Genomic DNA, 14,523 nt, shown 5'->3' with positions numbered 1-14,523 from the left:
CGGCTTCGGGCGCCCGTTTCCCACGCGATGCCGCATCCTTGAGATGTGGAGTTCCTCGGGGAGTCGGTCGAGCGGAAGGGGAGGGCGCAGGCCATGAGTTCCGGCGCACCTGCTCATAACGCTTCGGTGCACAACATGGGACGCGGTGCCACGGAAGAACGGCCGCCAAGGCACCATGGACCGATGCGTGACGACAACACCACGGTGATCGGTGCGCTCGTTCACCGTGCCGTCGACGGAGACGAGCAGGCCACGCATGATCTTCTCGCGCATGTGCACCCCCTCGCCCTGCGCTACTGCCGTACCCGGCTCAACCGCCTGCCCGGTGACGCGCGCCACTTCGTCGAGGACCTCGCCCAGGAGGTCTGTGTCGCGGTGCTGATGGCGCTCCCGCGCTACCGGGACACCGGCAGGCCCTTCGAGGCCTTCGTCTTCGCCATCGCCTCGCACAAGGTCGCCGATCTCCAGCGCGCGGCCATGCGTCACCCGGGCTCGACGGCCGTACCGTCCGACGAGATGCCGGAGCGCCCTGACGACTCCCTCGGCCCGGAGGAGCGCGCGCTGCTCAGCAGCGACGCGGAGTGGGCCAAAAAACTCCTCGCCAATCTCCCCGAGAACCAGCGGGAACTGCTGGTGCTGCGGGTCGCGGTCGGCCTGACCGCCGAGGAGACCGGACAGATGCTCGGCATGTCCCCCGGCGCGGTGCGGGTCGCCCAGCACCGCGCGCTCAGCCGCCTGCGCGCGCTCGCCGAGCAGTGAGCGCCCGGCACGGGCGGACGGCGGGGAAAGCCGCCCGGTGACGGCGGTACGGATCACCCGCAAGCCGCCCGGGAGGCCGGGGCGCGCCCCGGGGACACCGTCGGCCCGACCGCAGGGAGAAGACATCGGCCCGACGGCGAATCGGTCGGCGGTGCGATGAGTCGTACGCCCTTTCCCATCCGTATGACGTACGGGGACCTGCGTAAAGCTGCTGAGCGATCTTGATCGTGGAATGAGACGGGGTCCGGGGCCGTTAGCATGGACATCCGCACCGATCAAGGCCATTTGGGGAAGGTGTCATGACCAACGTCGACGGAGTGCCCGAAAAATTCGCGACACTCGGGCTGACCTACGACGATGTGCTGCTGCTGCCAGGCGCGTCCGACATGGCTCCCGACCAGATCGACACCTCCTCGCACATCTCGAAGAATGTGCGGGTGAACATCCCGCTGCTGTCCGCCGCGATGGACAAGGTCACCGAGGCCCGGATGGCCATCGCGATGGCGCGGCAGGGTGGCGCGGGTGTGCTGCACCGCAATCTCTCCATCGCCGACCAGGCCAATCAGGTGGATCTGGTCAAGCGCTCCGAGTCCGGCATGGTGACCGACCCGATCACCGTGCACCCGGACGCGACGCTCGCCGACGCCGACCGGCTGTGTGCGAAGTTCCGTATCAGCGGTGTCCCGGTGACCGACCGGGGCGGCAAGCTGCTCGGCATCGTCACCAACCGCGACATGGCCTTCGAGTCGGACCGCAGCCGCCAGGTGCGTGAGGTCATGACCCCGATGCCGCTGGTCACGGGCAAGGTCGGGATCTCCGGTGTGGACGCCATGGAGCTGCTGCGCCGCCACAAGATCGAGAAGCTTCCCCTGGTCGACGACGCCGGTGTGCTCAAGGGCCTGATCACGGTCAAGGACTTCGTCAAGGCCGAGCAGTACCCGAACGCGGCCAAGGACGCCAACGGCCGGCTACTCGTCGGCGCGGCCGTCGGTGTGGCCGGTGACGCCTTCGAGCGTGCCCAGGCACTGATCGAGGCGGGCGTCGACTTCATCGTCGTCGACACCGCGCACGGCCACTCCCGGCTGGTCGGCGACATGGTCGCCAAGATCAAGTCGAACTCGGCCGGCGTGGACGTCGTCGGCGGCAACATCGCCACCCGCGACGGCGCGAAGTCGCTGATCGACGCCGGTGTGGACGGCATCAAGGTCGGCGTCGGCCCCGGCTCCATCTGTACGACCCGGGTGGTCGCCGGGATCGGCGTACCCCAGGTCACCGCGATCTACGAGGCGTCGCTGGCCGCCAAGGAGGCCGGTGTCCCGGTCATCGGCGACGGCGGCCTCCAGTACTCCGGAGACATCGCGAAGGCCCTGGTGGCGGGCGCGGACACGGTGATGCTGGGCTCCCTGCTCGCGGGCTGCGAGGAGTCGCCCGGCGAGCTGCTGTTCATCAACGGAAAGCAGTTCAAGTCGTACCGCGGCATGGGCTCCCTCGGCGCGATGCAGACCCGTGGCGAGCAGCGCTCCTTCTCGAAGGACCGCTACTTCCAGGAGGGCGTCGCCTCCGACGAGAAGCTGGTGCCGGAGGGCATCGAGGGCCAGGTTCCGTATCGCGGGCCGCTCTCCGCCGTCGTCCACCAGCTGGTGGGCGGACTGCGCCAGTCCATGTTCTACGTCGGCGGGCGTACGGTCCCCGACCTCCAGGCGAACGGACGGTTCGTCCGGATCACCTCCGCGGGTCTCAAGGAGAGCCACCCGCACGACATCCAGATGACGGTCGAGGCGCCGAACTACAGCAGGAAGTAGCGGCAGGCGGCAGTACATATCGGGAAGCGGTAGAAGACAGCGGCAGCCAGGACCGGCGGCAGGCGGAAACAGCGCCCCCTGGCAGCCGGCGTGGCGGAGCGTCGCGCACGCGCGCGTGGAGGGGCGGTACCGGGGATTCCGGTACCGCCCCTCGTGTGCGCGTCGGGGATACTGGTAGGCGCTGACACAGAGGGAAAGGCCCACACAGGTGACTGAGATCGAGATCGGGCGCGGCAAGCGCGGCCGCCGGGCGTACGCGTTCGATGACATCGCCGTCGTACCGAGCAGGCGCACGCGGGACCCGAAGGAGGTCTCGATCGCCTGGCAGATCGACGCCTACCGCTTCGACCTGCCCTTCCTGGCCGCTCCCATGGACTCCGTGGTCTCCCCGGGGACCGCGATCCGCATCGGTGAGATGGGCGGGCTCGGCGTCCTGAACCTCGAAGGTCTGTGGACCCGCTACGAGGACCCGCAGCCGCTGCTCGACGAGATCGCCGAGCTGCCCGCCGAGACCGCGACCCGCCGGCTCCAGGAGATCTACGACGCCCCGATCAAGGAGGAGCTGATCGGGCAGCGCATCAAGGAGGTCCGCGACTCCGGAGTGGTGACGGCCGCCGCGCTCTCGCCGCAGCGGACCGCGCAGTTCTCCAAGGCCGTCGTGGACGCGGGTGTCGACATCTTCGTCATCCGCGGCACCACCGTCTCCGCGGAGCACGTCTCGGGCGCCGCCGAGCCGCTGAACCTGAAGCAGTTCATCTACGAGCTGGACGTCCCCGTCATCGTCGGCGGCTGCGCCACCTACACGGCGGCCCTGCATCTGATGCGTACGGGCGCGGCGGGCGTTCTCGTCGGTTTCGGCGGCGGCGCGGCGCACACCACCCGTAACGTGCTCGGCATCCAGGTGCCCATGGCGACGGCGGTGGCCGATGTGGCCGCGGCCCGCCGTGACTACATGGACGAGTCCGGTGGCCGCTATGTCCACGTCATCGCCGACGGCGGTGTGGGCTGGTCGGGCGACCTGCCGAAGGCGATCGCCTGCGGCGCCGACTCGGTGATGATCGGCTCGCCGCTGGCGCGCGCGTCGGACGCGCCCGGCCGTGGCCGTCACTGGGGCATGGAGGCCGTCCACGAGGACGTCCCCCGCGGCAAGCTGGTCGACTTGGGCATCGTCGGCACCACGGAGGAGGTCCTGACGGGTCCCTCGCACATTCCGGACGGCTCGATGAACTTCTTCGGCGCGCTGCGGCGGGCCATGGCGACGACGGGCTACAGCGAGCTCAAGGAGTTCCAGCGCGTCGAGGTCACGGTCGCGGACTCCCAGCACAAGCGCTGACCCCCGGCGGCCGTCCGGCGTTCCGCCGGGCGTTCCGTCCGCTGTTTCCGGCGAAGGGCCCGGCACCCGCGAGGTGCCGGGCCCTTCGCGCTGCCGGTCACAGGCGGTGCGCCGCACCGGCGGGGGTGGCGCCCCTGGTGTCGAGGAGGAGCTGCGCCTTCACGGCCAGGCCCTGGAGGTCGTAGGTGCGGTGGTGCTGGAGCAGCACCGTCAGATCCGCTCCGGAGGCCGCTTCGTACAGGGAGTCGGCGCGCGGTACGGGCTGCTCGTGGACACGCCAGTCGGGGATGTAGGGGTCGTGGTAGCTGACGGCCGCGCCCAGGTCCATCAGCCGGCGGGCGATCTCGGTGGCGGGGGAGCCCTGGAGGTCGGCGATATCGGGCTTGTAGGTGATGCCGAGGAGCAGGACGCGTGCGCCGCGCGCCGACTTCCCGTGCTCGTTGAGGAGGGTGGCGCAGCGCTGGATGACGTACTGGGGCATCCGGCTGTTGATCTCCTCGGCGAGGCCCACCATCCGCAGCGGATGGCCGGGGGCGCGGCCGTGGTGGGGGAGGGGACTCGGGTCCAGGGGGACGCCGTGTCCGCCGACGCCGGGTCCCGGGCGGAACGCCTGGAAGCCGTACGGCTTGGTCTCGGCGCAGCGGATGACGTCCCACAGGTCGACGCCGAGGCCGTGGCAGAGGACCGCCATCTCGTTGACCAGAGCGATGTTGACATGCCGGAAGTTCGTCTCCAGGACCTTGACGGTCTCGGCCTCGCGCGGTCCGCGGGCACGGACCACCTTGTCGGTGAGCCGGCCGTAGAAGGCGGCGGCGGACTCGGTGCAGGCGGGGGTGAGGCCGCCGATGACCTTGGGGGTGTTGGCGTAGTCGTGCGTACGGCTGCCGGGGTCCACCCGGCCGGGGGAGTACGCGAGATGGAAGTCGCGGCCCGCGCGCAGCCCGGAGCCCTCTTCGAGGAGGGGGCGCAGGAAGGTTTCGGTGGTGCCGGGCTGGACGGCCGATTCGAGCAGCACGGTGGTGTGCGGGCGCATTCGCGCGGCCAGCGCGCGGGCGGCTTCGGCGAGTTCCGTGAGATCGAGGTTGCCGTCCGCGCCCACCGGGGTGGGCACGCAGATGGCGGCGGTGCGGACGCGGCCGAGTTCGGCCGGGTTGGTGACGGTCCTGAATCCGCCGGAGACCATGCGGCGGATGTCGGCCGGGGTGCGGCCCGCCGCCGGTTCGGTGAGCTGCCGCGGGTCGGTGTCGTAGCCGATGGTCTGGATGCCGGCGGCGACCGCGGCCTGGGCGAGGGGCAGGCCGTCGTGACCGAGTCCGATGACGGCGAGATCTGCGGGCATGGCGTTGGCCGTCCTTCCCGTAACCGGAGGGGAGCGTTGGCGCAAGCCCTGTGGGCAGAACGGGCGGGCGCAATGTCAGACTAGGCGTAAATATGACCGATATGCGGCATTGCGGGCTTGTGACAGTCAGGGTGTTGTCCACAGGCGGTATCCACAGGCGGTGGCTGAAGTCGGTGACTGCGGACAGAATCGATGTTGTGAGCCCGGCCGCGGGGTGTGAGCGTCCGTGGCGGGGCACATGAGCGGAGGGGGCCGCACACCGGCGGCGACCCGGGACACGGGCCCGTGACAGGGCACATCGCCCCGGGTCGGTCACGAGCGCGGGCGGTGCGGGCCCGGCCGCGGCAGGGACAGAGCCCCATCCGGGGCACACGGGGGCGACGGGAGGCAGCGCAGTGAGGACAGCGACACTGGGACCCGAGGAGCGCGCCCAGGCACTCGCCGGAATGGCCGAGCGGGAGCTGGACGTGTTGGTGGTAGGCGCCGGAGTGGTCGGCGCGGGCACCGTGCTGGACGCGGCGACAAGAGGCCTGTCCACCGGGCTGGTCGAGGCGCGTGACTGGGCGTCGGGCACATCGAGCCGCTCCAGCAAGCTCATCCACGGCGGACTGCGCTATCTGGAGATGCTGGACTTCGCGCTCGTCCGCGAGGCGCTGAAGGAGCGAGGGCTTCTGCTGGAGCGGCTGGCACCGCACCTGGTGAAGCCCGTGCCGTTCCTCTACCCCCTCCAGCACAAGGGCTGGGAGCGGCTGTACGCGGGATCGGGCGTCGCGCTGTACGACGCCATGTCGGTGTCGTCCGGGCACGGCCGCGGACTGCCCGTCCACCGCCATCTCTCCCGTCGGCACGCACTGCGGGTGGCCCCCTGCCTGAAGAAGGACGCCCTGGTCGGCGCCCTTCAGTACTACGACGCCCAGATGGACGACGCCCGCTTCGTCGCCACCTTGGTGCGGACCGCCGCGAGCTATGGGGCGCACGTCGCCAGCCGCGCCCGCGTCATCGGCTTTCTGCGCGAGGGCGAGCGGGTCGTCGGCGCCCGCGTCCAGGACGTCGAGGCCGGCGGGGAGTACGAGATCCGCGCCCGCCAGATCGTCAACGCGACGGGCGTGTGGACGGACGACACCCAGGCGCTCATCGGAGAGCGCGGACAGTTCCACGTCCGCGCGTCCAAGGGCATCCACCTCGTGGTCCCCAAGGACCGCATCCACTCCACGACCGGCCTGATCCTGCGGACCGAGAAGTCGGTGCTGTTCGTCATCCCCTGGGGGCGGCACTGGATCGTGGGCACCACCGACACCGGCTGGGACCTCGACAAGGCCCATCCGGCGGCCTCCAGCGCCGATATCGACTACCTCCTGGAGCATGTGAATTCGGTGCTGGCCGTCCCCCTGACCCGGGACGACGTCCAGGGGGTGTACGCGGGGCTGCGGCCCCTGCTCGCCGGTGAGTCCGACGCCACCAGCAAGCTCTCCCGCGAGCACACCGTCGCCCATCCCGTCCCCGGGCTCGTCGTCGTCGCGGGCGGCAAGTACACGACGTACCGCGTGATGGCGAAGGACGCGGTGGACGCGGCGGTCCACGGCCTCGACCAGCGCGTCGCCGCCTGTGTCACGGAGAACGTCCCGCTGGTCGGAGCGGAGGGCTATCCGGCGCTGTGGAACGCGCGCGCCCGCATCGCCGCCCGCACGGGCCTCCATGTGGTCCGCGTCGAGCATCTCCTCAACCGGTACGGCTCGTTGACCGAGGAGATCCTCTCCCTCATCGCCGAGGACGCCTCCCTCGGCGAGCCCCTCACCGGCGCGGACGACTATCTGCGGGCCGAGGTCGTCTACGCCGCGTCCCACGAGGGCGCGCGCCACCTCGACGACGTCCTGACCCGGCGCACCCGGATCTCCATCGAGACCTTCGACCGGGGCACGCGCTGCGCCCGTGAGTGCGCGGAGTTGATGGCGCCCGTGCTGGGCTGGGAGAAGGAGCAGATCGAGAAGGAGGTCGAGCACTACGAGAAGCGGGTGGAGGCCGAGCGAGAGTCGCAGCGGCAGCCGGACGACCTGACGGCGGACGCGGCGAGGCTGGGGGCGCGGGACATTGTGCCGTTGTGATCCCGCGGTCCCCGAGGGCCGATGGCCCGTGCGGTGATCCGGCGGGTTCCCGACCAGCCAGGCGGTGAACTTCACCCCGAGTAGTGGCATGGTGGGGGGTCACCGTCTTCCGGACCACCCCTGGTAGGGGCCGGACCCGGAAGCGGTGCCGGTCCCGGAGTGAGGGACAATGAAAGCTCTGCCAGGGCGTGTTACCGCATCGCGCGGGAGCGGCAGGCGCGGGCGAAGACCAGGGATCGCAGAGGGGACGCATGTCGGAGGCAGAGCAGTCGCGGAAGCCCCAGCAGGACAACTCCGAGGAGCGCCCGGGCTCTGCGCCCGAGGACCCGCGCAGGCCCGCGCCCGCCGGAGACGACACAAGCGCCCGCTCCGGTACGGAGGTTCGCCCCGAGGTGCCGCGCCAGGCATCCGGCAAGGAGTCCGCCCGCGCGGGCTCCGCCGGGCGCCGGTCCGGCGCCCGGACGAAGTCGGCGGCGGGCGGCGGGACCAAACCGTCCTCCCGCGCCGGTGCGAAGTCCTCCGGTTCCGCGTCCCGCCCCAAGCCCGCCCCTCCCAAGAGGTCTTCGCCCGCGGTGTCCCGTACGGGCCGGTCCGATACTTCCGATACTTCCGATACTTCCGGCGCTTCCGGCGCTTCCGGCGACTCCGCCGCCTCGGGCCCCGGGCGGGGCACCGGCCCGGACGGCGGTGAGCCCAAGTCCTCCGCGGCGGCCGGCGTTCGCCCCGGGCGCGCCGCGAAGCGGACCGGCGGTGAGCCGGGTGGTGCCGGAGCCGACGCTGCGGACGGGACCGGGGGGAAGGCTGCGGATGCCCCGAGGGCGTCGCGCGGCGGTTCGGCGAGCGGGCGCCGGGCCACGGATGAGCCGGGCGGCGGCCCGGAGACACCAGCCGGGTCCGGCGCGGCCGCCGATCCGTCCGGTGGGACGGATGGCTCCGGGGCAGTTTCCCCGGCGGCTGCCAAGACCGGTGCGGTCGACGGCACTCGATCCGGGCGGGGCGCCGGGAGTACTGAGGCCGCCGAGCGGACCGATGCCCGGCCTCGGCGCGGTTCCGCCGCCGGGACGGCCGTGACGGATGCCGCCGAGGGAGACAGCGCCGACGACCCGGGGGCGGCGTCGGACGGGTCGGCCGCCGTGCCTGCGGCGGACCGGGCGGATTCCACTCCGCAAGGGCCCGGGGCCCCGCCGGAGGCCGGGACGGGACGCGTGCCCGGTACACCCGCCGATTCGGACCCGTCCGGTACCGGGGTCGGCCGGCCCGAGGGCGAGGGCCGTGGTCCGGCCGCCGCCGGGACGGATACGCCTGCCGCGATACGGGCGGAGAAGGCCGGCGCCGGGCGGGGCGCGCCCGGCGGCGGAGAGATGGCCGGGGCCGAACGCACGGCTGGTGCACCCGCCGCCGGACAGGCCACCCGGACCGATCCCCGGACGAGTGCGTCGGCCGCCGCGCCCACGGACAAGCCGGGGAGCACGGCCGGATCCTCTCCGGACAAGGCCGGGGCCACGCCCCGTACGACGGATGAGGCGCCCAAGGCCGACGCCGTGCCCGGTGCATCCGCATCCGGTGTGTCCGGGCGGGGCGCCAAGGCCGACGCCGGGTCGGGTGGGGCGGCCGTGTCCGTGGACAAGTCCGGTGCTACCGGCGGGGCGTCCGCCGAGTCCCTGGACGAGGCCGAGGACCTGCCCGGTACTTCAGCCGAGGCGCCCAAGGCCGACGCCGTGCCCGGTGCGTCCGAGGGCGGTGCGTCCGCATCCGGTGCGTCCGGGCGGGGCGCCAAGGCCGACGCCCGGACCGGTGGGGCCGGTGCTCCCGCGGGCAAGGCCGGGGCAGCGGCGGCCGGTGCGCCGACGGCGCGGCCGGCCAAGACCGGAGGGCGCGGCGATGAGCGCGCGTGGCGGTCGGGGCGGGAGGCCGACGGGCGGTTGCTCGCCGGGCGGTACCGGCTCGGCGGGGTGCTCGGGCGCGGTGGGATGGGGACCGTCTGGCGGGCCGAGGACGAGACCCTGAGCCGGACCGTCGCCGTCAAGGAACTGCGCTTCCCGAACAGCATCGACGAGGAGGAGAAGCGGCGGCTCATCACACGGACGCTGCGCGAGGCCAAGGCGATCGCCCGGATCCGCAACAACAGCGCCGTGACGGTCTACGACGTCGTCGACGAGGACGACCGGCCGTGGATCGTGATGGAGCTGGTCGAGGGCAAATCCCTCGCCGAGGTCATCCGGGAGGACGGCACCCTGACACCGCGGCGCGCCGCCGAAGTCGGCCTCGCCATCCTCGATGTGCTGCGGTCCGCCCACCGTGAGGGCATCCTCCACCGGGATGTGAAGCCGTCCAACGTGCTGATCTCGGAGGACGGCCGGGTCGTGCTCACCGACTTCGGTATCGCGCAGGTCGAGGGCGATCCGTCGATCACCTCCACCGGCATGCTCGTCGGCGCGCCCTCGTACATCTCGCCCGAGCGCGCCCGGGGCCACCGGCCGGGCCCGGCCGCCGACCTGTGGTCGCTGGGCGGGCTGCTGTACGCGAGCGTCGAGGGCTCGCCTCCGTACGACAAGGGCTCCGCGATCGCGACGCTGACCGCGGTGATGACCGAGCCGCTCGACCCGCCGAAGAACGCGGGCCCGCTGGAGGAGGTCATCTACGGCCTGCTCGCCAAGGATCCCGCCCAGCGGCTCGACGACGTCGGCGCGCGGGCCCTGCTCACCAAGGTGGTGAGCGCGCCCGAGGCACCGGAGCCGCCCGCCGACACCACCCGGGCGATGGCACTGCCGGTGATCACGCCGCCCCCGCCCGAGCCGGAGGGCCCGGCCTCCGACAGGGTGCGGGGCGCCCTGCGGTCCGTGCGGAACGCGGCGGCGGCCCCGGCGGCCGACACCGCCCACCCCACCGCAGCCGCGCCGCGGAAGCCACCGCGTCCGCCGGTCCAGCGGGCCGCGCCCGTGCGCGCACCGCTCACGGACGTGGTGCCGCGCCGGACCCTGGTGATCGTCGCCGTCGTGGTGGCGCTGGCGGTCCTGGGCACGGTGCTGTACCTGACGCTCGGCCGCGACCCGGGCGACACCAAGGGCCAGGGCGGCACCACGCCCGACCCGGGCACCTCGGCCGGTACCACCGCTCCGGGGGGCGGCAACAAGCCCGGGGGCGCGGGCCGGGAAGAGCCCCGGGGCACGGGCAAGCAGAGCCCCGCCCCGGTCGGCAGCGGCCAGGCACCCGGATCCCCGAAGGGCGACAATCAGCCGAAGGGCGGCCTGCCCGACGGGTACACGTTGGTGTCGAACGACCGGTTCCGATTCACTATGGCGATGCCCAAGGGCTTCACCATGACCGCTGTAGCGGGAGTGAATTCGGGCGGGATATTCAATGCCGGGGAGGGCGCGTTCCCCCGGGTCCAGGTCGACTTCAACGACAGTCCTCTGGACGACGCGGCGGCCGCCTGGGCCGCCGCGGTCGCCGTGACGCGCGCCTCCAGCGACGGTTTCAAGCAGTTGAGCATCAAGAAGGTCGAGTACAACGGCTATCCGACCGTCGCCGACTGGCAGTTCGAGCGCAAGCACGGCGGCGAGCGGATGCGTGTCCTCAACCGTGGCTTCAAGGTGGACGACAAGCGCGGCTACTCGATCATGATCAGTTGCAAAGCGAGTGAGTGGGACGAGGAGGAGTGCAAAACGCTGCGCAAGACGGCGTTCGGCACATTCAAGCCCAAGGAGTGACCAGGGACACGTATCGTGAGAGGTCGCGGACGGTACGCAGCCGTAAAAGGCCGCCGAGTGACCGGAGTTGCCACGCAACGGCGCGTGCTGACGCTCGGGGTGCGCGCGGTGGCCCGCCGCGGAGGCGGTCGGCCCGGGCACGGCCGCCACGGCCGACGACACCTGCACGCCGCACGAGGGGAGGCGGGACATGGACGACTACACGGGAAGGGTGCTGGCCGACCGCTATCGTCTGCCGCTGCCCCCGTCCGAGGCGTACGAATTCGCCGAGACGCGTGCGTTTGACACCTACAGTGGACAGGAAGTCCTCGTCCGGCAGGTGCCGTTGCCGGAGATCGTCGAGGCCGAGGTCGTCGAAGCCGACGGTCCGGCCGGGTACGGGACGCCCCGCCGGGGCCAGGCCGGCGCGCCGCTGAGGCCCACGGACCCCGCCGTGCTGCGGGCCGTCGAGGCGGCCCAGGCCGCCGCGCAGGTGCCCGACCATCCGCGCCTGGACCAGGTCTTCGACGTGTTCGCGGAGGAGGGCTCGCTGTGGATAGTGAGCGAGCGGGTCGCCGGACGGCCGCTCGCCGCGCTCCTCGCGGAGAAGCCGCTCAGCCCCTACCGGGCGGCCGAGGTCGCCTCCGATGTGCTGACCGCCCTGCGTGCCCTGCACACCTACGGCTGGACCCACCGGAACATCACCGCCCGGACCGTCCTCGTCTGTGACGACGGGCGGGTCGTGCTCACCGGCCTCGCGTCCGGCGCGGCGGAGGAGGCCCTGTGCGGGTACGCCCCCGTGCCCGAGCCGCAGGAGCACCACGGTGAGTTCGGGGAGCACGGCGACTTCGACGAGCAGGGCGACGCCACGGCCTACGGGGACTCCGGCGACCACGGCGAACACGAGGAGTACGGCGAGGGCGAGTACGACGACCCGGGCGCGCTAGGCGAGGACGGGGACGGCCCGCCCTCCGGGGGCCCCCGCGCACAGCAGGCGTACCACCCCGGCCACCCCGGCCACCCCGACCGCCCGGATCACCCGGGCCGGGGAGGCGGGCCCGACCACCCGGCGCATCCGGACCCGAACGCCGTCACGGGCGCCGGTGCGCCGGATGTACGGGCCGCCAGGGCGGGCGCCATCGCGGCGTACCGCGCGGGCGCACGGGCCGCTGCCCGCATCAGCGAGGACCGGCGGCAGGGCGGGCGGCAGGACGGCCGCCCGGTGCAGTCGGGCCACGACCCGGACTGGTGGGCGAGGAAGCCCGGCGAGGGCGGCCAACCCCCGTACGCCGTCGGCCGCGGGGACGACCGCCCGTACGGGGAGGGCGGGGGCAGCGGGCGGGACGACGACGACCCGGACGGGTTCGAGGACGAGTACGGGGCCGGCGGCCCGGGGCGCACCCGGCTCGCCGGGGCCTGGCACGATGGCCCGCTGCCCGGGCAGGACGGCCCTCCTCCGCTTCCGGCGGGAGGCGGCTTCCTCCCGGCCGCCCAGCCTCGGAACCCCCACCGGGACAACGACCCCTACGGCGTCCGCCAGGCCCTCCCGCCCGGCGGCACTCCCTCCGGGAGCGGGCCCGGCCACCCCTCCGCCGACCCCTCCGGCGCCCGCACGCCCCACGCCGACGCGCCCCGGGCCAACGCTCCTCGCACCGACGCTCCCCACGCCGAGGCGCCTCGCACCGCCGCGTCCTCCGGGTACCCGCCCGCGGGCGGGCAGCCCGGCCACGGCCGGACCCGTGGCGCGTCCCCCGGCAGTGGCCGCGGTCCCGCTCTTCCCGCGGCCCGCGGCGGCGGCTCCGGGCCCGGCGGCTCCGGTGACCCGTACCGGGACCGGAGCACCGCACCGCCCCGGACGACCGGACCGCGTGAGTCCGCCGCGCCCGCGCCCGGGAGCTGGAACCGTGGAGGCGCAGGGCGCGAGGCCCTGCGGGCGGACTCCCAGCGACAGCCGGTTCCGGCCGTCGCGCAGCCCCCCGCCGCCCGGTGGGACGAGGCCGTCGGCCCCGCCGAGGCCCCCGTGTACCGGGGACCCGCCACTCCGCTCGCCGCCGAGCGGGCCCGCCAGGCCCGGATCGCCGTCGTCGGGGCGGTGACCGAGCGCTGGGCCCCCGAGCAGGCCGGACCGGTCCATGAGAACTGGCAGTTGGCGGCGCCCGTCGGCCCCGCCACCGATCTCTGGGCCCTCGGCGCGCTGCTCTACCGCTCGGTGCAGGGCCACGCGCCCTACCCGGAGGAGAGCGCCGCCGAGCTGGTCCAGCTCGTCTGCGCCGAGCCGCCCGCGTTCGCCGAGGAGTGCGGCCCTCTGCGCCCGGTCGTCGAATCGCTGCTGCGCCAGGACCCCACCGAGCGCCCGGACTTCGAGGAGCTGCGCGGCTGGCTGCGCTCCCTGGTGCGGTCCGCGCCCGAGCCCGAGGCCGGGATGGACGTGGTGCCGCTTCCGGCCGGCGCGGTGGACGGCAGCAGGCTCCCCGTCGTACGCCGCCGGGGCGAGCTGGTGCGCCGACGGCGCTCCGGCTCGGCCGAGGTCGTCCACGGCCGGCATCGCCACAGGAAGGCCAGGCGGGAGCGCGGCCCGAGGTCCCTCGGGCGCGTGCTGCTGGTGGTGGTCCTGCTGCTGATGGCCGCGGCCGTCGCGTACGCCGTGCTGTTCATGCCGAAGGCCGGCGAGCAGGACGGCACCGCACCGCGGGGCAGCGGCAGCCCGCGTCCCACGGCTTCCGGCGGCCAGGTCCCGGAACCGGTGCGTACGGGCCCGGCCTCGGGGCAGTCGAGCAGGAGCCCCGGCTCCCAGGCGCCCCAGACCTCCGCCCCCGCCGCCGGAGACCTCCCGGACGGCTTCGCCCTGCGCAGCGACCCCGAGGGCTTCCGTATCGCCGTCGACGAGTCCTGGCAGCGCCGCCCGATCAACGACACCGGTCAAGTGCGCTACAGCGACGGCGACTTCACCCTGATCGTCGTACCCGGCCGGGACAGCGTGCGGTCGGCGGGGGAGGACCCGCTGGTCTACCAGCGCGACCGCGAGCGGGAACTCCAGCCGTTCCGCGACTCCTCCTGGGCCACGTCGACCGGGCTGCGCCGGATCGAGGTCGGACGGCAGGTCATGGCCGAGGGCGAGTTCACCTGGCGGGACAGCAGCGACCGCGAGGTGTACGTCCGCAATCGCGCGCTGGCCATCGGCGGCCGGTACCACGTGATCCAGGTGATCGGCCCCGGCGACCGGCGCGACGAGGTCACGCGGGCGTACGAGCAGGCCGTCGGCACCTACCGGACGGCGGGCTGACCCGGCCGGGCACGTCCACCCGGCCGCGGGCCCGCCGTCGGCCCCGGGCGCTCCCGGCCCCGTACCGGCCCGGTCCGCCGGACCCGGCCGATCGCGCACTCGCCCCGCACGGCCCCGTACGGCGCCGGGTGCAGGCGCACCGACGGCCCCCTGCCACGCCCGCGCCACGGCGGTCCCCGCCCGCCCGGCACGTTCGGCGGCCCGAAGGCCCCGCCC

General features: G+C 73.5%; 7 protein-coding genes. 6 read left to right on the top strand and 1 reads right to left on the bottom strand.

Features of this window, described 5'->3' with window-relative positions; translation table 11 throughout:
- Positions 1 to 183: 183 nt before the first annotated feature.
- From ACFYT4_RS07720 to ACFYT4_RS07710, 3 genes are all read left to right on the top strand, one after another.
- The gene (locus tag ACFYT4_RS07720; protein ID WP_389266341.1) at positions 184 to 759 is read left to right on the top strand and encodes a sigma-70 family RNA polymerase sigma factor; all 576 of its coding nucleotides are present in this window, start codon (positions 184 to 186) and stop codon (positions 757 to 759) included.
- A 299-nt stretch (positions 760 to 1,058) separates the two neighbouring features.
- A complete protein-coding gene (guaB, locus tag ACFYT4_RS07715; RefSeq protein WP_389266339.1) occupies positions 1,059 to 2,561 on the top strand; it encodes an IMP dehydrogenase in 1,503 nt (500 codons plus the stop codon).
- A 208-nt stretch (positions 2,562 to 2,769) separates the two neighbouring features.
- Entirely contained in the window at positions 2,770 to 3,894 is a 1,125-nt protein-coding gene (locus ACFYT4_RS07710; RefSeq protein WP_389266337.1) for a GuaB3 family IMP dehydrogenase-related protein, read from the top strand.
- A gap of 97 nt (positions 3,895 to 3,991) precedes the next feature.
- Here the strand turns inward: ACFYT4_RS07710 and ACFYT4_RS07705 are convergent, their stop codons facing one another.
- Complete coding sequence (locus tag ACFYT4_RS07705) at positions 3,992 to 5,233, bottom strand: nucleotide sugar dehydrogenase (RefSeq protein WP_389266335.1); 1,242 nt, start codon at positions 5,231 to 5,233, stop codon at positions 3,992 to 3,994.
- Positions 5,234 to 5,628: 395 nt separating this feature from the next.
- Here ACFYT4_RS07705 and ACFYT4_RS07700 point away from each other — a divergent pair, with 395 nt between their 5' ends.
- The 3 genes from ACFYT4_RS07700 to ACFYT4_RS07690 all read left to right on the top strand — a co-directional run bounded on the left by ACFYT4_RS07700 (position 5,629) and on the right by ACFYT4_RS07690 (position 14,307).
- Positions 5,629 to 7,335 (top strand): glycerol-3-phosphate dehydrogenase/oxidase, encoded by a 1,707-nt coding sequence (locus ACFYT4_RS07700; RefSeq protein WP_389266333.1) that lies wholly within the window; start codon positions 5,629 to 5,631, stop codon positions 7,333 to 7,335.
- A 1,361-nt stretch (positions 7,336 to 8,696) separates the two neighbouring features.
- Positions 8,697 to 11,045, top strand: coding sequence for a protein kinase (locus ACFYT4_RS07695; RefSeq protein WP_389266770.1), 2,349 nt, complete (start codon positions 8,697 to 8,699; stop codon positions 11,043 to 11,045).
- Positions 11,046 to 11,235: 190 nt separating this feature from the next.
- Complete coding sequence (locus ACFYT4_RS07690; RefSeq protein ID WP_389266331.1) at positions 11,236 to 14,307, top strand: protein kinase; 3,072 nt, start codon at positions 11,236 to 11,238, stop codon at positions 14,305 to 14,307.
- Positions 14,308 to 14,523 lie beyond the last annotated feature (216 nt).

Origin of the sequence: Streptomyces sp. NPDC004609 (assembly GCF_042873655.1) — a bacterium.
Classification (GTDB): domain Bacteria; phylum Actinomycetota; class Actinomycetes; order Streptomycetales; family Streptomycetaceae; genus Streptomyces.
This window is presented reverse-complemented; position numbering and strand designations above follow the sequence as displayed.